Raw genomic sequence first — 17,259 nt, 5'->3', positions numbered from 1 at the left:
TCGCGGCGCCGACGCTACGTTCGCGGGTATGCCCGACGACATGACGACGACGACCGACGTGTTCGGAAAGCGCTACGGCGAGATCCTGCTGGTGCGCTCAGGAACCAACGGCCCGGAAGCCACCGTCTACAACACCTTTCCGCTCAACGACTGCCCGGCCGAGCTATGGGAGAAGCTCGACGCGCAAGCCATCGCCGCGGAGAACGGCGCCGTCGCCGCCCTGCTCAACGGGCCGCGCTACTGGCTGATGAGCAGCATCGGCAAACGCGGCCGAGAAACGCTGGAGCACAAGACCTTCGGCGGTATGGAAATGATCCGCCAGGCGACGGTGCAGCTGGCCTCGATGAACCCGGCGCCCTACAACGTCAACCGGGTGGACCGTAAGGCGGTGTTCACCTTCGACGCCGGCCGCGAAGTCTACGAACTCGTCGACCCCGACGGGCGGCGCTGGGTGATGCAGACCTGGAGCCAGACGGTCGACCCGTCGCTGTCGCTGGCGGACCTGCCCGGGTTGGGCTCGCGGCTTTCGCTACCCGCGGGCTGGCGCTACCAGCCGCGGATGCCGACATCGCCTCTGGTGGTCGACACCGCGACCGAGCACGCGTGCGTCACCCAGGACGACCTGGCCAACAGCTACTCGCTGCAGACGGCGTCGGGATGACCCGTCGACGAGCGTGCGCAAAATCGTCCTGCGCACCGGCGTGTCGCCCGCAGACACGCACGCTCGCCCGTATGGCGGCGCTACAGGTACTGGCCCAGGTTGCTCTCGGTGTCGATCGCGCGCGACGCGCTTGAGCTCTTACCGGTGACCAGCGTGCGGATGTAGACGATCCGTTCGCCCTTCTTACCCGAGATCCGTGCCCAGTCATCGGGATTGGTGGTGTTGGGCAGGTCCTCGTTCTCGGCGAACTCGTCGACGATCGAGTCCAGCAGGTGCTGGATGCGCAGACCGGGCTGCCCGGTTTCCAGCACGGACTTGATCGCGTTCTTCTTCGCGCGGTCCACGACGTTCTGGATCATCGCCCCGGAGTTGAAGTCCTTGAAGTACATGACTTCCTTGTCGCCGTTGGCGTAGGTGACCTCCAGGAACCGGTTGTCGTCGATCTCGGCGTACATCCGGTCGACGACCTTCTCGATCATCGCCTTCAGGCATGCCGACCGGTCGCCACCGAACTCGGCCAGATCGTCGGCGTGCACCGGCAGGTCCTCGGTGAGGTACTTGCTGAAGATGTCTTGGGCCGCTTCGGCATCGGGCCGCTCGATCTTGATCTTGACGTCGAGACGGCCGGGCCGCAGGATCGCCGGATCGATCATGTCCTCGCGGTTGGAGGCGCCGATCACGATGACGTTCTCCAGCCCCTCGACGCCGTCGATCTCGCTGAGCAGCTGCGGCACGACGGTGGTCTCCACGTCCGAGCTCACCCCGGTGCCGCGGGTGCGGAAGATCGAATCCATCTCGTCGAAGAACACGATCACCGGGGTGCCTTCCGACGCCTTCTCGCGGGCGCGCTGGAAAATCAGCCGGATGTGGCGCTCGGTCTCGCCGACGAACTTGTTCAGCAGCTCCGGGCCCTTGATGTTGAGGAAGTAGCTCTTGGCCTCGCGGGCGTCGTCGCCGCGGACCTCGGCCATCTTCTTGGCCAACGAGTTGGCCACCGCCTTGGCGATCAGCGTCTTACCGCAGCCGGGCGGACCATAGAGCAGCACACCCTTGGGCGGGCGCAGCGAGTACTCCCGGTACAGCTCCTTGTGCAGGAACGGCAACTCGACCGCGTCGCGGATCTGCTCGATCTGGCGGCCCAGCCCGCCGATGTCGTTGTAGCTGACGTCCGGCACTTCCTCGAGCACCAGATCCTCGACCTCGGCCTTGGGGATGCGCTCGAAGGCGTAGCCGGCCTTGGTGTCGACGAGCAGCGAATCGCCCGGCCGCAACCGGCGGGGCCGGTCGTCGTCGAGGGGGTCGTACTCGTCGGGCAGATCCTCGACGGACACCAGCGGCTCGGCCAACCAGACGATGCGCTCCTCGTCGGCGTGGCCGACCACCAGCGCGCGGTGGCCGTCGGAGAGGATCTCGCGCAGCGTGCTGATCTCGCCGACCGCTTCGAAGTTGCCGGCCTCGACGACGGTCAGCGCCTCGTTCAGCCGGACCGTCTGACCCTGCTTGAGCATCTTGGTGTCGATGTTGGGTGAGCACGTCAGCCGCATCTTGCGTCCGGAGGTGAAGACGTCGACGGTGTCGTCGTCCTGCACGCCCAGCAGCACGCCGTAACCGCTCGGCGGCTGACCGAGACGGTCGACTTCCTCGCGCAACGCCAGCAATTGCTGACGAGCTTCTTTAAGAGTTTCCATTAGCTTGGCGTTTCGCGCCGCCAAGGAGTCGATCCGCGCCTCGAGCTGATGCACATCGCGTGCGCTCCGCAACCCGCTCGCCGGGCCCACCGCGCTCTCCAACTGCTCCCGCAGAACTGCCGCCTCGCGGCGCAGCTCCTCGAGCTCAGCGGCATCGTCGCTGGACATGCCTGATTCCCGGCTGCCGAAACCATCTGGGTAGGCTTCAGAACGCTCGGATTCACTCATGTTGCGCCCCTTCCCGCACCGGAAGTTGGTGCAGTAACAACTTCAACGCTACCGGCGATTCAGCCATTGTGTGCGGTGTAGGAATCCGACACACCAGCACCACTTGTTAACCTCTCTGCTCAGTTGGTCCCATCGAAAGGACAATCGTGACCCTGAAAACCCTCGTTACCGGCATGGCGGCGGCCGCTGTCGTAGCCGGTGCGGCGGCGGGTGTGACTTCCCTTGCATCCAATGGACATTCTGCCGCCCCGGCCGTGCAACCCGTGGTATGGGACATCCCCATGCCGCAGACGCCGGCGCCGGAACTCGAGGGCCCGCTGCTGACGACGCTCAACGCGCTGGCCGGCGGAGGTTCGTTCGGCGGCTCCAAGGAGGCCTACATCCAGGGCGGCATCGGGCGCATCGAGGCCCTCACCGCCGACCGTGCGTTTAAGAACGCGGCGTCCAACGGCGTGTTCCCGCTGTCGTTCAGCCTGTCCGGCATCGAGCAGAACGGGCCGTCGGCGACGGCGAACGTCACCGCCTCGGCCGCCAACGGTTCGGTCGCGACGCAGAACGTCCTCTTCGTTGCGGGTCCGAGTCCCACCGGCTGGCAGCTGTCGAAGTCCTCGGCCATGGCCCTGCTTTCGGCAGCCGGCTGACCGATTCCGGTGCATCGCACCACGCAGTCCGTCGTCCTGGGCGCCGTCGCGATAGCGGCGGCGCTCGGGCTAGGTGCGTGTGGCGCCGACGAAACACCCCGGCCGCCGGCCAACGAGACGCTGCCGCCGATCACCAAACCGCCGACGGTGCCGCCGTCTGAGCCGTCGCCGGCGGTGGCCCCGCTTCCCCCGGACACCGCGCTGACCGACGTGATCTACCGGCTCGGCGACCCCAACGTGCCCGGCGCCGAGAAGCTCACCCTGGTGCAGCACGCCACCCCCGACGACGCGGCCGCGCTGGACAAGTTCGCCCGCGCGCTCGCCGACGGCGGGTTCGCCCCGCTGACCGTGGAGGCGCACGATATGAATTGGTCGCAGGGCGGCACCGGTGACATCGTCGCGCGCATCGTCATCAAACCCGCCGACCCGCAGGGCGGCGACTTCGCGTTTCCGATGGAGTTCACCCCCGGCCCCGACGGCTGGCAGCTGACCCGTCAGACGGCCGACGTGCTGCTGTACGCGGACAAGGAACCGTCGCCGACCCCGACGCGCTGACCGCGATGTGGATCGGCTGGCTGGAATTCGATCTGCTGCTCGGCGACGTGCGGTCGCTGAAGCAGAAGCGCTCGCTGGTCCGACCGGTCATCGCCGAACTGCAACGCCGGTTCAGCGTGTCGGCGGCCGAGACCGGGGCGCAGGAGCTGTACCGCCGCGCCAACGTCGGCCTGGCGGCGGTGTCCGCGGACCGCGGACACGTCGTCGACGTGCTCGACGCCGCCGAACGGTTGGTTGCGGCCCGCCCGGAGATGGAACTGCTGTCCGCGCGGCGGGGTCTGCTACGCAGCACCGACAACTAGTCACCGAGTCGGCGTTTGCGCCGGCTCGGCAGCGGCGCCACCGTCCCCGGCGCCAGCCTGCGCGCGCTGATCAAAAATGCCGTGTGTCCGCGCATCGTGTGTTCCGGACGCACCGCAAGGCCGACGACGTGCCAGCCGCGTTGCATGCCCTCCCAGGCCCGGGGCTCGGTCCAGCACTGCTGCGCGCGCAGCGCCTCCACCGTGCGCGAAAGCTGGGTCACCGTCGCGACGTAGACCATCAGCACCCCACCCGGGATCAGCGCACCCGCCACCGCCTCAAGCACCTCCCACGGCGCCAACATGTCGAGCACCACCCGGTCGACTTCGGCGCCCGCGTAGTCGGCGAGGTCGCCGATCACCAAGTCCCAGTTGTCCGGTCGCTCACCGAAGAAGGTGGCCACATTGCGGGCCGCGTGCTCGGCGTGGTCCTCACGCACCTCGTAGGAGGTGACCCGGCCCTCGGGGCCGACGGCGCGCAGCAGCGAGCACGTCAGCGCGCCGGAGCCCGCACCGGCCTCCAGCACCCTGGCGCCCGGGTAGATGTCGCCTTCGTGCACGATCTGCGCGGCGTCCTTGGGATAGACGACCTGCGCGCCGCGCGGCATCGACATCACGTAGTCCACGAGCAGCGGGCGCAGCACCAGGAACTGGTCGCCGCTGGTTGACTTCACCACGCTGCCCTCCGGCAGGCCGATCACGGTGTCCAGCGAGATGATGCCGCGATGCGTGTGGAACTCACCGCCGGGGGTGAGCAGCATCGTGTAGCGCCTACCCTTTGCATCGGTGAGCTGAACCCGATCGCCGACGGCGAACGGACCGGTCCGCGAGTTGCCTGCCACAGCCGTTCAGCGTGCCAGTCGACTCGCCGCCACGGCTGTCCGGGGTTGTCGGAGCTCAGTCATAGGCTGCCTCTATGACCGACGTGCCGGACGAACGGGCGGCCCGGCGTCCGGCGCTGTCGCCGTCGCGGGCCGCCGACTTCAAGCAGTGCCCGCTGCTGTACCGGTTCCGCGCCATCGACCGGTTGCCCGAGCCGCCGTCGGCCGCGCAGGTGCGCGGTTCGGTGGTGCACGCCGCGCTGGAACAGCTCTACACGCTGCCGGCCGATCAGCGGCGCCCGCAGACGGCGATGACGCTCGTCGTGCCGGCCGCCGAACGGCTGGTGGCCGCCGAGCCCGAGCTCGCCGATCAGATCGACCCGGCGCTGCTGGACGAGGCGCGGGCGCTGCTGGCGGGCTATTACCGACTCGAGGATCCCACCCGGTTCGACCCGCAGAGCTGCGAACAACGCGTCGAGGTCGAGCTCGAGGACGGCACGCTGCTGCGCGGGTTCGTCGACCGCATCGACGTCGCGCCCACCGGCGAGCTTCGGGTGGTCGACTACAAGACCGGCAAGGCCCCACCGGAGGCGCGCGCACACGCCGAGTTCAAGGCGATGTTCCAGATGAAGTTCTACGCGGTGGCGCTGCTGCGCTCGCGCGGGGTGGTGCCCGCCCGGCTGCGGCTGCTGTATCTGGCCGACGGTCAGATTCTGGACTACACGCCCGACGTCGAGGAGCTGCTGCGGTTCGAGAAGACGTTGTCGGCGATCTGGCGGGCCATCCAAACCGCGGGGGCCACCGGCGACTTCCGGCCGAGCCCGTCGCGGATGTGTGACTGGTGCGCCCACCACGCGCACTGTCCGGTGTTCGGCGGGACACCCCCGCCGTATCCGGGTTGGCCGCAGACGCCCGATGAAGGCCGCGGGTCCAGTGACGACGTGGTGCTGCGTGGCGCGGAGCCGGCCGCGTGATCGACTGCTATTTCCGCCGCGTCGGCGTCGACGGCGAGTACGCGGTCTTCGACTCCACCGACGGCACCCGCAGCAACTGGGATCCCGAAATCCAGCACGGCTCTCCGCCGCTGGCGTTGATGACCAAGCACATCGAGGCGCTCGTCGGCGATTCCGGGTTGCGGATCGGCCGGTTGACGCTCGACATCCTCGGCGCGATTCCGGTGGCGCGGGTGCGGGTGCGGGCGTGGGTGGACCGCCCGGGCAGGCGGATCTCGTTGATGGTCGCCGAAATGTCTGCGGCGCAACCCGACGGCACGTACCGGGTGGTGGCGCGCGTCACGGCGTGGCTGCTGGCCACCAGCGATACCGCCGACGCGGCGACCGACCGCTATCCCCCGCTGGTCGAGGGTGAGGCGTTGTCGGTGCCGCACGGGTGGCACGGCGCACCGGGCTACCTCGAGACGGTCAGCTGGCGTCGACAACCCGACACCGGTGACACCGGAAACGTCATCTGGCTCAGCCCCCTTGTGCCGCTTGTGGACTCCGAACCGACGACGGATCTGCAGGCGCTGGCGATGGTCGTCGATTCGGCCAACGGCGCAGGCGCAGCGCTGGATCCCCAGCAGTTCGTGTTCATGAACACCGACACCGCGGTGCATCTGCACCGGCTGCCGGTGGGCACCGACTTCGCGCTGCGCGCCCGCGGTTCGATCGGCCCCGACGGCCTCGGCGTGACCACCGCGGAACTCTTCGACCGCCAGGGTTTCATCGGCACCTCGGCGCAGACGCTGCTGGTGCAACGCCGGCCCTAGATATATGTTGTTGCATCTATATAGATGGGATGCAATACTGCTGGCATGGACGTCTTCGAAGCAGTGGCCGAACCGAGTCGGCGCGCTTTGCTCGACGCGCTCATCGACGGTGAGCGCACCGCGGGCGAACTGGTGGCGACGCTGCCGGAGCTGACCCAGCCGACGGTGTCACGGCATCTTCGGGTGCTGCGCGAGGTCGGACTGGTCGAGGTACGACCGGACGCGCAGCGGCGGATTTATGCGCTGCGCGCCGACGGCCTGGTCGCCATCGACGAGTGGATCGATCGCTATCGGCGCTACTGGGCCGGCCATCTGGACGCCCTGGAACGCCATCTGCACGACGCGCACCGGGACCGGACATGACCGGGAGCGACGGGAAAATCATTGTCGACGGCGACCGCGCGGTGCTCACCTTCGAGCGGCGCCTGCCCTACCCGGTCGACGCGGTGTGGTCGGCGATCACCGACCCCGCCAAGCGTGCGCAGTGGTTCGGTGAGACGACCATCGACGCCCGCGAAGGCGGCTCGATCGAGATGGTCGCGGCCGGCCCACCGCTGCCTCCCGAGCGCAAACGGATGACCGGTCGCATCCTGGTGTGGGATCCACCCAATGTCCTTGAGCACGAATGGAAGCAGCCGATCGTCGAAGACGGCGTCGTGCGCTACGAGCTGATCCCCGACGGCGACGGCACCCTGCTGCGGTTCACTCACCGCGGTCTCGGGGTGCGCAGCGCTTCGGGTTTCCGCAGCGGCACCCACGCCTTCCTGGACCGACTGGAAGCCCACCTTGCCGGGGAGAAGTTGCCGGACTGGGCGACCCGTCGTCAAGAAATCACTGGTTCGACACGGCTGGAGTTCAATTGAGATGAGACACAACGGTTCTGACATCGCAGCGCCCGCACTGACGGTCGCCTACCATTCCGGGTTCGGGCACACCGCGGTGCTCGCCGACGCCGTCGCGGCCGGCGCACGCGGAGTCGGCGCGGACGTCAGGGTGATCGCGCTCGACCGGATGACCGAGACCGACTGGGACGCGCTGGACCGCGCCGACGGCATCGTCTTCGGCAGCGCCACCTACATGGGCAACGTGTCCGCCGGTTTTCAGGCGTTCGCCGAGAAGACCGGCAGGCGCTGCATCGAGGGCGCCTGGCGGGACAAGGTCGCCGCGGGCTTCACCAACTCCGGGGCCAAAAGCGGCGACAAACTCGGCACGCTGACATCGCTAGCCCTGTTCGCCGCACAACACCACATGCACTGGGTCAATCTGGGCCTGCCGCCGGGGTGGAACAGTTCGCGCGGCAGCGAGGACGATCTGAACCGGCTGGGCTTCTGGCTGGGGGCGGGTGCGCAGACCGACGTGGACGCCGGAGTCGATCAGGTGCACGCCTCCGATGTGCAGACGTGCCGTCATCTCGGCGCGCGGGTGGCGCTGGTGGCGTGGCAACTCAACGTCGGGCGCTCGGCTACGTCAGCGGTGTCATCTCCTGCAGCATCGTCGGCACCAACTCGCTGACCGTGGGGTGGATGTGCATCGTGCGCGAGATCGCGGTGTAGGGCTCGTCGGCGGTCATGATGTCGAGGATCGCGTGAATCACCTCATCGCCGCCGACGCCGAGGATCGCCGCACCGAGGATCTTCTCGGTCTCGGCGTCGACCACCACCTTCATGAACCCCTTGGTCTCCCCCTTCTCGACGGCGCGGCCCACCCGGGTCATCGGTCGCTTGCCCACCAACGCCTTTCGGCCTGAGCGGCGGACCTGCTCCTCGGTCATCCCGGCGCGGCCCAGCGGCGGATCGGTGTAGAGGGCGTAGGTCAGCACTCGGTCGCTGACGCGGCGCGGATCGTCGTCGAGCAGGTTGGCCGCGACGATCTCGAAGTCGTTGTAGGACGTGTGGGTGAACGCGCCGCGGCCGTTGCAGTCGCCCATCGCCCAGATATGTGCGACGTTGGTGCGTAGCTGATCGTCGACGACGATGTAGCCGCGCGAGTCGGTGTCGACGCCGGCCCGGTCCAAACCGAGGTCGTCGGTGTTGGGTTGCCTGCCCACCGCGACAAGCAGGTGGGTGCCGGCGATGGGTGGTGCGCCGTCCCGCGGCGTCACCTCAAAACCTCCGTCGCGCTTGGCGAACCGGATCGCGGTCGCGTCGACGACCACCTCGATCCCCTCGGCTTCGAGGATCTCCTTGATGGCCGCCGAGACGTCCTCGTCCTCTCGGGACGTCAACCGCGGGCCCCTCTCGATCACCGTGACGCCGGCGCCGAACCGGCGGTACATCTGCGCGAACTCCAACGCGATGTAGCTGCCGCCGATGATCACCAGATGCTCAGGCACGGTGTCGAGTTCGAGCATGCCGACATTGGTCATGTAGTCGATGTCAGACAACCCGGGCATGTCGGGGGCCACCGCGCGGCCGCCGACGTTGAGGAAGATCCGGTCGGCCTCCAGCACCCGGTCGTCGACCCGGATCGTGTGCGGGTCCTCGAACCGGGCGTGGCCGCGCAGGAACGTACACCCCGACATCCCGGTCAGCCAGGACTCCACACCTTCGCGGTCGTCGTCGACGATGCTGTCCTTGCGGGCCTTGACCTTTCGCATGTCGATCGTGACTTCGCCTGTGCCCACCCCGTATTCGGCTCCGCGGCGCGCCAGATGGGCGGCGTGGGCGCTGGCCACCAGGGTTTTGGTGGGGATGCAGCCGTAGTTGACGCAGGTGCCGCCGACCAGTTTGCGTTCGATCACCGCGACCGTCTGTCCGGCTTCGGTCAGCCGGCCGGCCAGCGGTGGCCCGGCCTGACCGGCGCCGACGATGATCGCGTCGAACTTCTCCGCCATCGGCTGCCGCTCAGATGAGGCTGACGAGGAAGGCGATGAGGAATCCGCCGCCGACAGCGACGATGTCCTCGAGGATGGCGCCGGGGCGGTCCTGGCCGCTGCGCAGCGACGCCAACCGCGCCCTGGCCGCCGCGCCTGCCAGGGTGCCGAGCACCGCGCCGACGATTCCGGCGCCCAGTGCGCTGAACGTGTGGAAGAACGCGCTGCCGATGACGGCGCCTGCGAAGCCGCCCATGATGAGCCGGAAGAGGAACGGAAGCGTCGTCTTGCGGCTCGGTGTCTGCGGCAGTTGGTCGGTGACCAACTCCACCAGCAGGAAGATCGTCAACACCGTGACGGTGATCGGATGCGCCATCCACTCAGACCACTTGTCGCCCACGTCGATCCAGCCCAGTACCGCGCCCCATGACACCACCGCAGGCGCGGTGAACGAACGCAGACCGGCGATCACACCGATCAGCAGCGCGAGCAAGATAACCAGAGCCTGCGTCATGTCGACCTCCGACCGGTGAATACGCCCCTCGGACGCTAACACGGCCCAAGGGCGCCGGCCGGATGAATCAGATGCGGCAGAACCGGATATCGGAGGCCAGGATCGCCTTCGCGCCGATGGCCCCGAGCTGGTCCATGATGGCGTTGACGTCGCGGCGCGGCACGAGCGAGCGCACGGCGACCCACGCCGTATCGGCCAGCGGCGCGATGGTGGGCGATTCCAGGCCGGGCGTGACCGCGATCGCGGCGTCGAGCACGCTGCGCGGACAGTCGTAGTCCAGCATCAGGTACTGCTGGCCCCGCACCACGCCTTGGACGCGCCCGGCCAATTGGTCGCGGGCCGAGCGGTTGTCGTCGGAGGCGTCGACGCGTTCGACGAGCACCGCCTCTGAATCGCACAGCGATGCCCCGAACGCCACCAGGTTGTGCAGGCCGAGGGTTCGGCCCGAACCCACCACGTCGGCGATCGCGTCGGCGAGGCCCAGCTGCACCGAAATCTCGACCGCACCGTCGAGGCGGATCACCGTGGCCTCGATTCCCTTTTCCGCCAGATCTTTTCGGACCAGGTTCGGAAACGCCGTGGCGATCCGCTTACCTGCCAGATCCTCGACCCGCCAGGTGGTTCCGGCCGGCGCCGCGTAGCGGAAGGTCGAGTAGCCGAACCCCAGTGCCAGCCGTTCGCGCACCGGCGCATCGGATTCGGCGGCGAGATCGCGTCCGGTGATGCCGAAGTCCAGCTCACCCGACCCGACGTAGGTGGCGATGTCCTTGGGCCGCAGGAAGAAGAACTCGACGTGGTTGGCGACGTCGACGACCGTCAAATCCCTGGAGTCGGTGCGGCGCCGGTATCCGGCCTCCGACAGGATCTCGGAGGCCGGTTCGGACAGCGTGCCTTTGTTCGGGACGGCGACGCGCAGCATGTCGGTCATAGCTTCGCGTAGACGTCTTCGAGCGTGAGGCCGCGCGCGAGCATCAGCACCTGCGTCCAGTACAGCAGTTGGCTGATCTCCTCGGCCAGCGCCTCGTCGCTCTCGTGTTCGGCGGCCAGCCACACCTCGCCGGCCTCTTCGAGGATCTTCTTACCCACCCCGTGCACGCCGCCGTCGAGCGCTGCGACGGTGCCGCTGCCTGCAGGGCGGGTCCGCGCGCGCTCGGACAGTTCGGCGAACAGCGCTTCGAAGGTCTTCACGGCACGCGATTGTCCCACGCCGCTTGGGTGCGGGTCACGCGGGTTTAGTCAGCACGCGGTTTCGACACCGAAACATCCTGCTGCATATCCTCCAGGTGCTTGCCTTTGGTCTCCGCCACCCAGCGCCAGACGAACACAAACGACAGCACCGCGCACAGCGCATAGAAGCCGTAGGCCCCGCCCAGATGGTCGCGCAGGCCCGGGAACGTCACGGTGATCAGCCAGTTGGACACCCACTGTCCGGCGGCGGCCAGGCCGAGCGCCGCGGCGCGGATGCGGTTGGGGAACATCTCGCCGAGCAGCACCCACACCACCGGGCCCCACGACATGCCGAACGACACCACGAACAGGTTCGCCGCGACCAACGCGATGGGCCCGGACGCACCTTCGAGCACCGGTTGTTCGACGCCGTCGACCACCTCGCTGCCCGCGGTGGCGAAGATCACCGCCATCGTGCTCAGCGTGACCGCCATGCCCGCCGAACCGACGAGCAGCAGGGGTTTGCGCCCGACCTTGTCGATCAGCGCGATCGCGATCAACGTGGTGACGATGTTGGTCACCGACGTGATCACGGTGATGATGAACGCCTGGCTCTCCTCGAAGCCGACGGCCTCCCACAGGATGTTGGAGTAGTAGAAGATCACGTTGATGCCGACGAACTGTTGGAACATCGACAAGCCGAGACCGACCCACACGATGCCGTAGATGCCGCCGGTGGGCTTGCGTAGGTCGCGCCATGACGGCGGCTTCTCGGACTCGAGTGACTTCTGGATGCGGGTGATCGTCAGCTCCAGGTTCTTCTCCCCCAGCAGCATGGTGAGAACCCTGCGGGCTTCCGGAATCCGGTATTTCGCAACGAGATAACGCGGCGACTCGGGAATCGTGAACGCCAGCGAGCCGTAGACGACGGCCGGAATGGCCATCATCAAAAACATCCAGCGCCACGCCTCCATGCCGAGCCAGAGGACTTCGCTGGAACCGCCGGCAAGGTGGGCCAGCAGGTAGTCGATCGCCAACGACAAGAAGATGCCGGTGACGATCGCCAACTGCTGCAGCGAGCCGAGCCGGCCGCGGATCCGCGGTGGCGAGGTCTCCGCGATGTACATCGGGGCGATCACCGAGGCGACACCCACCCCGATGCCGCCGACGATGCGGAACACCACCAGCATCCACAGACCGCTGGGCAGCCCGAGGTAGAGGTCGTTGTTGTCGCCGACGAAGTTGAACGCCAGACCGGTGCCGAACGCGCTGATCAAGAAGAGCAGGGCGGCGATCTTCATCACCGCAAGGCGGCCGATCTTGTCGGCGAGCCCGCCCGCGGTCATCGCGCCGACCGCGGCCCCCAGCAACGCCGATGCCACCGCGAAGCCCAACCCGAGGCCGCCGATTGCGAACTCGTCCTCGATCGCGGCGACCGCGCCGTTGATCACCGCGCTGTCGTATCCGAAGAGCAGCCCGCCCAGTGCCGCTACGGCCGCGATCCGCACGACCCGACCGGCGTGCTCCGTCTCCTCGTAATCCAATCCGGATTCGGGTGCGCCGGCCGGTGAATGACTCATGTGTCGCCCCTCCGCAGCATGCGTGACAAGAGAAACATTGAATCATTGGCGCCCGCGTCAGGCGGGCTGTTCGGCCAACGTCGCGCGGTCAGGCGCTCTGCACTCCTCGTTCGCGCGAAAGCTGCGCGTAGATGCTCCGCAACGCCGCGGCGTCCAAACCCGCGAGCGAGTCGACGTGTCGGCGGCGGGGGCCGGCGGGTACCTCGACGTCGTTGGGTACCACCAGCACCGGGCAGCCGGCGTTCTCGGCCGCGGCGGTGCCGGTGACGGAGTCCTCGATCGCCAGGCACTTCGCCGGTGTCACCCCGAGCAGGTCGGCGGCCCGCTGGTAGGCGTCGGGGGCGGGCTTGCCGCGACGCACTTCGTCGCCGCAGACGGTTGCCGAAAAGTAATGCCCGCCAATACTGTTCAGCGCACGCTCGGTCAGCAGGCGCTGGGTGTTGGTGACCAACGCCATCGGAACAGCCTCGGCGGCAAGCGCTTCCAGCAGTTCACGGGCGCCTTCGCACCAAGCCAGCCCGTCCTCGAACAGCTCGGCGGTGTAGGCGTGCAGCCACCGGTCGGATTCGGCCATCGCGGCCGGGTCCTGGTCGAGGCCGAGGTCGGCGTACACGGTGCGGATGGTGTCTTCGGCCGAGCTGCCCACCAACGACGCTCGGACCTCCGGGCTCAGCTGGCCGCCCAGTTCGGCGTAGAGCGCGGCCAGCGAGATGTCCCAGAGCTTTTCGGAGTCGACGAGCGTGCCATCCATATCGAAAAGCACGCCATGCATGTCCGCGATTGTGTCAGTCCTCGGGGTTGTAGCTGAGGTTGGAGCTCAGCCAGCGCTCGGCTTCCTTCAGCGTCCAGCCCTTGCGGGTGGCGTAGTCGGCGACCTGGTCCTGGGCCACCCGGCCGACCACGAAGTACTGGGACTGCGGGTGCGAGAAATACCAGCCGCTGACGGCGGCGCCCGGCCACATCGCCATCGACTCGGTCAGCTCGATGCCGGTCCGGGTCTGCACATCCATCAACTGCCACAGCGTGGCCTTCTCGGTGTGCTCCGGGCACGCCGGATAGCCCGGTGCCGGGCGGATCCCGACGTAGCGCTCCCCGATCAGTGCCTCGTTGTCGAGCTGCTCGTCGGGCTGGTATCCCCAGAACTCCGTGCGGACCCGCTGGTGCATCCGTTCGGCGAACGCCTCCGCCAGCCGATCGGCGATCGACTCCAGCAGGATCGCGCTGTAATCGTCGAGGGCTGCCTTGAACTCCATGATCTTTTCCTGGCTGCCCAGCCCCGCGGTGACGGCGAAGGCGCCGACGTAGTCGGCCAACCCAGTGTCTTTGGGCGCGACGTAGTCGCCCAGCGAGCGGTTCGGGATGCCTTCGCGGTGCTCACCTTGCTGGCGCAGGTTGTGCAACGTGGTCAACACCTGGGTGCGGGTCTCGTCGGTGTAGACCTCGACGTCGTCGCCGACCGCGTTGGCCGGGAAGAACCCGATCACCCCGTTGGCCGTCAGCCACTTCTCCTTGATCACGGTGTCGAGCATTTCCTGGGCGTCGTCATACAGCTTGCGAGCGGTCTCGCCGGTTGCTGGGTTGTTGAGGATGTCGGGGAAGCGGCCCTTCATCTCCCAGGCGTTGAAGAACGGCTGCCAGTCGATGTACTCGCGCAATTCGGCGAGGTCGTAGTCCAGAAACTCCCGCACCCCGAGTCCCTGGGCGGGCACCGGCGGCGTGTAGCCGTCCCACTCGATCGGCGTCCGGTTCGCGCGGGCCTTGTCCAGCGTCAGCATCGGCCGCTCGTTCTTCTTGGCGTGCCGATCGCGCAGCGCGGCGTAGTCCTTCTCGGTCTCCTCCAGAAGGGCGGGCCGCTGCTTGTCGTCCAGCAGCGCGGCAGCCACCGGCACCGAGCGCGAAGCATCCTTGACCCAGACCACCGGACCGCTGCGCCGCGGCGAGATCTTCACGGCCGTGTGGGCCCGCGAGGTGGTGGCGCCACCGATCAGCAGCGGGATCTCCAGTCCCTCGCGTTCCATCTCGACCGCGAAGTTGGACATCTCGTCCAGGGACGGGGTGATCAGCCCGGACAGCCCGATGATGTCGGCGTCGTGTTCCCTGGCCGCGGCCAGAATCTTCTGTGCGGGCACCATCACACCGAGGTCGATTACCTCGAAGTTGTTGCACTGCAGGACAACCCCGACGATGTTCTTGCCGATGTCGTGGACGTCGCCCTTCACCGTCGCCATCACGATGGTGCCGTTGGTGTCCTTGCCCGTGATTCCGGACTCTTCCTTCTCTGCCTCGATGTACGGCAGCAGGTACGCAACGGCCTTCTTCATCACCCGGGCCGACTTCACCACCTGGGGCAGAAACATCTTGCCCGAACCGAAGAGGTCTCCGACGACGTTCATCCCGTCCATCAGCGGACCCTCGATCACCTCGATCGGGCGCCCGCCCGCCGCGGCGATCTCGGCGCGCAGTTCCTCGGTGTCCGACTCGGCGTAGGCGTCGATGCCCTTGACCAACGCGTGCGTGATCCGCTCGCGCACCGGTTGGTTACGCCACTCGGCCGCGGTGGCCTCGTCGGCTTTTTCGGTGCTGTTGAACCGTTCGGCGATCTCCAGCAGCCGCTCGGCGGCGTCCTCGCGACGGTTCAGCACGACATCTTCGATGCGCTCGCGCAGTTCAGGGTCGATCGAGTCGTAGGGCACCAACGCACCCGCGTTGACGATGCCCATGCTCAGGCCGGCCTTGATGGCGTGATAGAGGAACACCGCGTGAATCGCCTCGCGCACCGGGTTGTTGCCGCGGAACGAGAACGACACGTTGGAAATACCGCCGGAGAGATGCACCCCCGGCAGGTTCTCCTTGATCCACGCGCAGGCCTCGATGAAGTCGATGCCGTACGTCGCGTGCTCCTCGATCCCGGTGGCCAGCGCGAAGCAGTTCGGGTCGAAGATGATGTCCTCAGCCGGGAAGCCGACCTCTTCGGTCAGGACCCGGTAGGCGCGCGCACAGATCTCCTTGCGGCGCTCCAGGTTGTCGGCCTGCCCCTGCTCGTCGAAGGCCATCACGACGACCGCGGCACCGTACTTGCGGCACAGCCGGGCCTCCTCGATGAACTTCTCCTCGCCCTCCTTCATGGAGATCGAGTTGACGATCGGTTTGCCCTGCACGTTCTTCAGGCCGGCCTCGATGACCTCCCACTTGGAGGAGTCGATCATCACCGGGACGCGGCTGATGTCGGGTTCGGAGGCGATCAGCTTGGTGAACCGGTCCATCGCGGCGACGCCGTCGATCATGCCCTCGTCCATGTTGATGTCGATGACCTGCGCACCGACCTCGACCTGCTGCAGGGCCACCGACAACGCGGTGTCGTAGTCCTCGGCCTTGATCAGGTTGCGGAACCGGGCCGAACCGGTGATGTTGGTGCGCTCACCGATGTTGACGAACAGGGAGTCGTCGTCGATGTTGAGCGGCTCCAGACCCGAGAGGCGGGTAGCCACCGGGACCTCCGGCACCTGGCGCGCCGCCTTGCCCTCGACGACCCTGGCGATCTCGGCGATGTGCGCCGGCGTCGTCCCGCAGCACCCGCCGACCAGGTTGACGAAGCCGGCCTCGATGAAGTCGGCGAGGTAACTGGCCTGACGCTCCGGGGTCTCGTCGTACTCGGCCATCGCGTTGGGCAGCCCGGCGTTCGGATAGCAGGACACGAACGTGTCGGCGATGCGCGATATCTCGGCGATGTAGGGCCGCATCTCCGGCGCGCCCAGCGCGCAGTTCAGGCCGACCGCGAGCGGCTTGGCGTGCCGGATCGAGTTCCAGAACGCCTCGGTGACCTGACCGGACAACGTGCGCCCGGACGCGTCGGTGATGGTGCCCGAGATGATCACCGGCCAGCGGCGGCCGCGCTCCTCGAACAGCGTCTCGATGGCGAACACCGCCGCCTTGGCGTTCAGGGTGTCGAAGATGGTCTCGACGAGCAGGATGTCGGCGCCGCCGTCGACCAGGCCGTTGGCCGCTTCGAGGTAGGCGGCGGCGAGCTGGTCGTAGGAGACGTTGCGGGCGCCGGGGTCGTTGACGTCCGGTGAGATCGACGCGGTCCGCGTCGTGGGCCCCAGCACCCCGGCGACGTAGCGGGGCCGCTCCGGGGTGCCGAACTCGTCGCACGCCGCCCGCGCCAGAGCGGCGCCGGTGTAGTTCAGCTCGTAGCTGAGCTCGGCCATGCCGTAATCGGACATGGAGACCGCATTCGCGTTGAACGTGTTGGTCTCCAGAATTTCGGCGCCCGCCTCCAGATATTCGCGGTGGATCGCCTCGATGATCTGCGCTTGCGTCAGGTTGAGCAGGTCGTTGTTGCCCTGCAGATCGCTCGGCCAGTCCTTGAACCGCTCGCCGCGATAGCCGGCCTCGTCGGGCCGGTCACGCTGGATCGCGGTGCCCATCGCGCCGTCGATGACCATAATCCGTTGGCGCAGCGTGGCCGTGAGTTCGTCGGTGCAGTCAGGGCGGATATTGGGCTCAAAATCGGTCATGGGCGCTC

18 protein-coding genes are annotated in these 17,259 nt (G+C 67.5%); 9 read left to right on the top strand and 9 right to left on the bottom strand.

What is annotated here, in order from left to right; genetic code table 11:
- Positions 1-28 precede the first annotated feature (28 nt).
- Positions 29-661 (top strand): hypothetical protein, encoded by a 633-nt coding sequence (locus ABQE93_RS22830; protein WP_448410720.1) that lies wholly within the window; start codon positions 29-31, stop codon positions 659-661.
- A gap of 80 nt (positions 662-741) precedes the next feature.
- Here ABQE93_RS22830 and arc read toward each other — a convergent pair whose 3' ends face one another.
- A complete protein-coding gene (gene arc, locus ABQE93_RS22825; protein ID WP_448410719.1) occupies positions 742-2,577 on the bottom strand; it encodes a proteasome ATPase in 1,836 nt (611 codons plus the stop codon).
- A 146-nt stretch (positions 2,578-2,723) separates the two neighbouring features.
- Between arc and ABQE93_RS22820 the strand changes: the two genes are divergently transcribed.
- From ABQE93_RS22820 to ABQE93_RS22810, 3 genes are read left to right on the top strand one after another with little or no spacing between them, the layout of a single operon-like run.
- Positions 2,724-3,218, top strand: a complete 495-nt coding sequence (locus ABQE93_RS22820) for an MTB12 family secreted protein (RefSeq protein ID WP_448410718.1) — start codon at positions 2,724-2,726, stop codon at positions 3,216-3,218.
- Positions 3,219-3,227: 9 nt separating this feature from the next.
- On the top strand, positions 3,228-3,773 hold the full coding sequence (locus ABQE93_RS22815; protein ID WP_448410717.1) for a lipoprotein LppK: 546 nt from the start codon (positions 3,228-3,230) through the stop codon (positions 3,771-3,773).
- Between the two features lie 5 nt (positions 3,774-3,778).
- Positions 3,779-4,075 (top strand): DUF503 domain-containing protein, encoded by a 297-nt coding sequence (locus ABQE93_RS22810; RefSeq protein WP_448410716.1) that lies wholly within the window; start codon positions 3,779-3,781, stop codon positions 4,073-4,075.
- Here the strand turns inward: ABQE93_RS22810 and ABQE93_RS22805 are convergent.
- On the bottom strand, positions 4,072-4,914 hold the full coding sequence (locus tag ABQE93_RS22805; RefSeq protein WP_448410715.1) for a tRNA (adenine-N1)-methyltransferase: 843 nt from the start codon (positions 4,912-4,914) through the stop codon (positions 4,072-4,074). The genes ABQE93_RS22810 and ABQE93_RS22805 overlap by 4 nt on opposite strands.
- Before the next feature lie 74 nt (positions 4,915-4,988).
- Between ABQE93_RS22805 and ABQE93_RS22800 the strand changes: the two genes are divergently transcribed.
- From ABQE93_RS22800 to ABQE93_RS22780, 5 genes are read left to right on the top strand one after another with little or no spacing between them, the layout of a single operon-like run.
- Positions 4,989-5,867 carry a RecB family exonuclease gene (locus ABQE93_RS22800; protein ID WP_448410714.1) on the top strand — a complete coding sequence of 293 codons (879 nt, stop codon included), beginning with the start codon at positions 4,989-4,991 and terminating at the stop codon, positions 5,865-5,867.
- Entirely contained in the window at positions 5,864-6,661 is a 798-nt protein-coding gene (locus ABQE93_RS22795; protein WP_448410713.1) for a thioesterase family protein, read from the top strand. The genes ABQE93_RS22800 and ABQE93_RS22795 overlap by 4 nt, the downstream gene beginning before the upstream one ends.
- Before the next feature lie 45 nt (positions 6,662-6,706).
- Positions 6,707-7,024, top strand: a complete 318-nt coding sequence (locus ABQE93_RS22790) for an ArsR/SmtB family transcription factor (RefSeq protein WP_448410712.1) — start codon at positions 6,707-6,709, stop codon at positions 7,022-7,024.
- On the top strand, positions 7,021-7,524 hold the full coding sequence (locus ABQE93_RS22785) for an SRPBCC family protein (RefSeq protein ID WP_448410711.1): 504 nt from the start codon (positions 7,021-7,023) through the stop codon (positions 7,522-7,524). Before ABQE93_RS22790 ends, ABQE93_RS22785 begins: the two co-directional genes overlap by 4 nt.
- 1 nt (position 7,525) lies before the next feature.
- Positions 7,526-8,173, top strand: coding sequence for a flavodoxin family protein (locus tag ABQE93_RS22780; RefSeq protein ID WP_448410710.1), 648 nt, complete (start codon positions 7,526-7,528; stop codon positions 8,171-8,173).
- Here ABQE93_RS22780 and ABQE93_RS22775 read toward each other — a convergent pair.
- From ABQE93_RS22775 to metH, 7 genes are all read right to left on the bottom strand, one after another.
- The gene (locus ABQE93_RS22775) at positions 8,124-9,494 is read right to left on the bottom strand and encodes an FAD-containing oxidoreductase (RefSeq protein ID WP_448410709.1); all 1,371 of its coding nucleotides are present in this window, start codon (positions 9,492-9,494) and stop codon (positions 8,124-8,126) included. The two genes, ABQE93_RS22780 and ABQE93_RS22775, sit on opposite strands and share 50 nt — an antisense overlap.
- A 10-nt stretch (positions 9,495-9,504) precedes the next feature.
- A complete protein-coding gene (locus ABQE93_RS22770) occupies positions 9,505-9,987 on the bottom strand; it encodes a DUF4126 family protein (RefSeq protein ID WP_448410708.1) in 483 nt (160 codons plus the stop codon).
- Between the two features lie 67 nt (positions 9,988-10,054).
- Entirely contained in the window at positions 10,055-10,906 is an 852-nt protein-coding gene (gene hisG / locus ABQE93_RS22765) for an ATP phosphoribosyltransferase (protein ID WP_448410840.1), read from the bottom strand.
- 5 nt (positions 10,907-10,911) lie between these two features.
- Entirely contained in the window at positions 10,912-11,193 is a 282-nt protein-coding gene (locus ABQE93_RS22760; protein ID WP_448410707.1) for a phosphoribosyl-ATP diphosphatase, read from the bottom strand.
- 26 nt (positions 11,194-11,219) lie between these two features.
- Entirely contained in the window at positions 11,220-12,734 is a 1,515-nt protein-coding gene (locus ABQE93_RS22755; protein WP_448410706.1) for a sugar porter family MFS transporter, read from the bottom strand.
- An 88-nt stretch (positions 12,735-12,822) separates the two neighbouring features.
- Positions 12,823-13,506 carry an HAD family hydrolase gene (locus ABQE93_RS22750; RefSeq protein WP_448410705.1) on the bottom strand — a complete coding sequence of 228 codons (684 nt, stop codon included), beginning with the start codon at positions 13,504-13,506 and terminating at the stop codon, positions 12,823-12,825.
- A 13-nt stretch (positions 13,507-13,519) separates the two neighbouring features.
- Complete coding sequence (gene metH, locus ABQE93_RS22745) at positions 13,520-17,251, bottom strand: methionine synthase (protein WP_448410704.1); 3,732 nt, start codon at positions 17,249-17,251, stop codon at positions 13,520-13,522.
- Positions 17,252-17,259: the final 8 nt, after the last annotated feature.

Source organism: Mycolicibacterium sp. XJ662 (genome assembly GCF_053484035.1).
Note: the sequence above shows the minus strand (reverse complement) of the source record. Positions and strands in the feature narration are given on the sequence as shown.

Coding starts and splice junctions, on each gene's coding strand:
- ABQE93_RS22830 (WP_448410720.1), top strand. CDS start 29: ATGCCCGACGACATGACGACGACGACCGACGTGTTCGGAAAGCGCTAC.
- arc (WP_448410719.1), bottom strand. CDS start 2,577: ATGAGTGAATCCGAGCGTTCTGAAGCCTACCCAGATGGTTTCGGCAGC.
- ABQE93_RS22810 (WP_448410716.1), top strand. CDS start 3,779: ATGTGGATCGGCTGGCTGGAATTCGATCTGCTGCTCGGCGACGTGCGG.
- ABQE93_RS22800 (WP_448410714.1), top strand. CDS start 4,989: ATGACCGACGTGCCGGACGAACGGGCGGCCCGGCGTCCGGCGCTGTCG.
- ABQE93_RS22790 (WP_448410712.1), top strand. CDS start 6,707: ATGGACGTCTTCGAAGCAGTGGCCGAACCGAGTCGGCGCGCTTTGCTC.
- ABQE93_RS22785 (WP_448410711.1), top strand. CDS start 7,021: ATGACCGGGAGCGACGGGAAAATCATTGTCGACGGCGACCGCGCGGTG.
- ABQE93_RS22780 (WP_448410710.1), top strand. CDS start 7,526: ATGAGACACAACGGTTCTGACATCGCAGCGCCCGCACTGACGGTCGCC.
- ABQE93_RS22775 (WP_448410709.1), bottom strand. CDS start 9,494: ATGGCGGAGAAGTTCGACGCGATCATCGTCGGCGCCGGTCAGGCCGGG.
- ABQE93_RS22770 (WP_448410708.1), bottom strand. CDS start 9,987: ATGACGCAGGCTCTGGTTATCTTGCTCGCGCTGCTGATCGGTGTGATC.
- hisG (WP_448410840.1), bottom strand. CDS start 10,906: ATGCTGCGCGTCGCCGTCCCGAACAAAGGCACGCTGTCCGAACCGGCC.
- ABQE93_RS22755 (WP_448410706.1), bottom strand. CDS start 12,734: ATGAGTCATTCACCGGCCGGCGCACCCGAATCCGGATTGGATTACGAG.
- ABQE93_RS22750 (WP_448410705.1), bottom strand. CDS start 13,506: ATGCATGGCGTGCTTTTCGATATGGATGGCACGCTCGTCGACTCCGAA.
- metH (WP_448410704.1), bottom strand. CDS start 17,251: ATGACCGATTTTGAGCCCAATATCCGCCCTGACTGCACCGACGAACTC.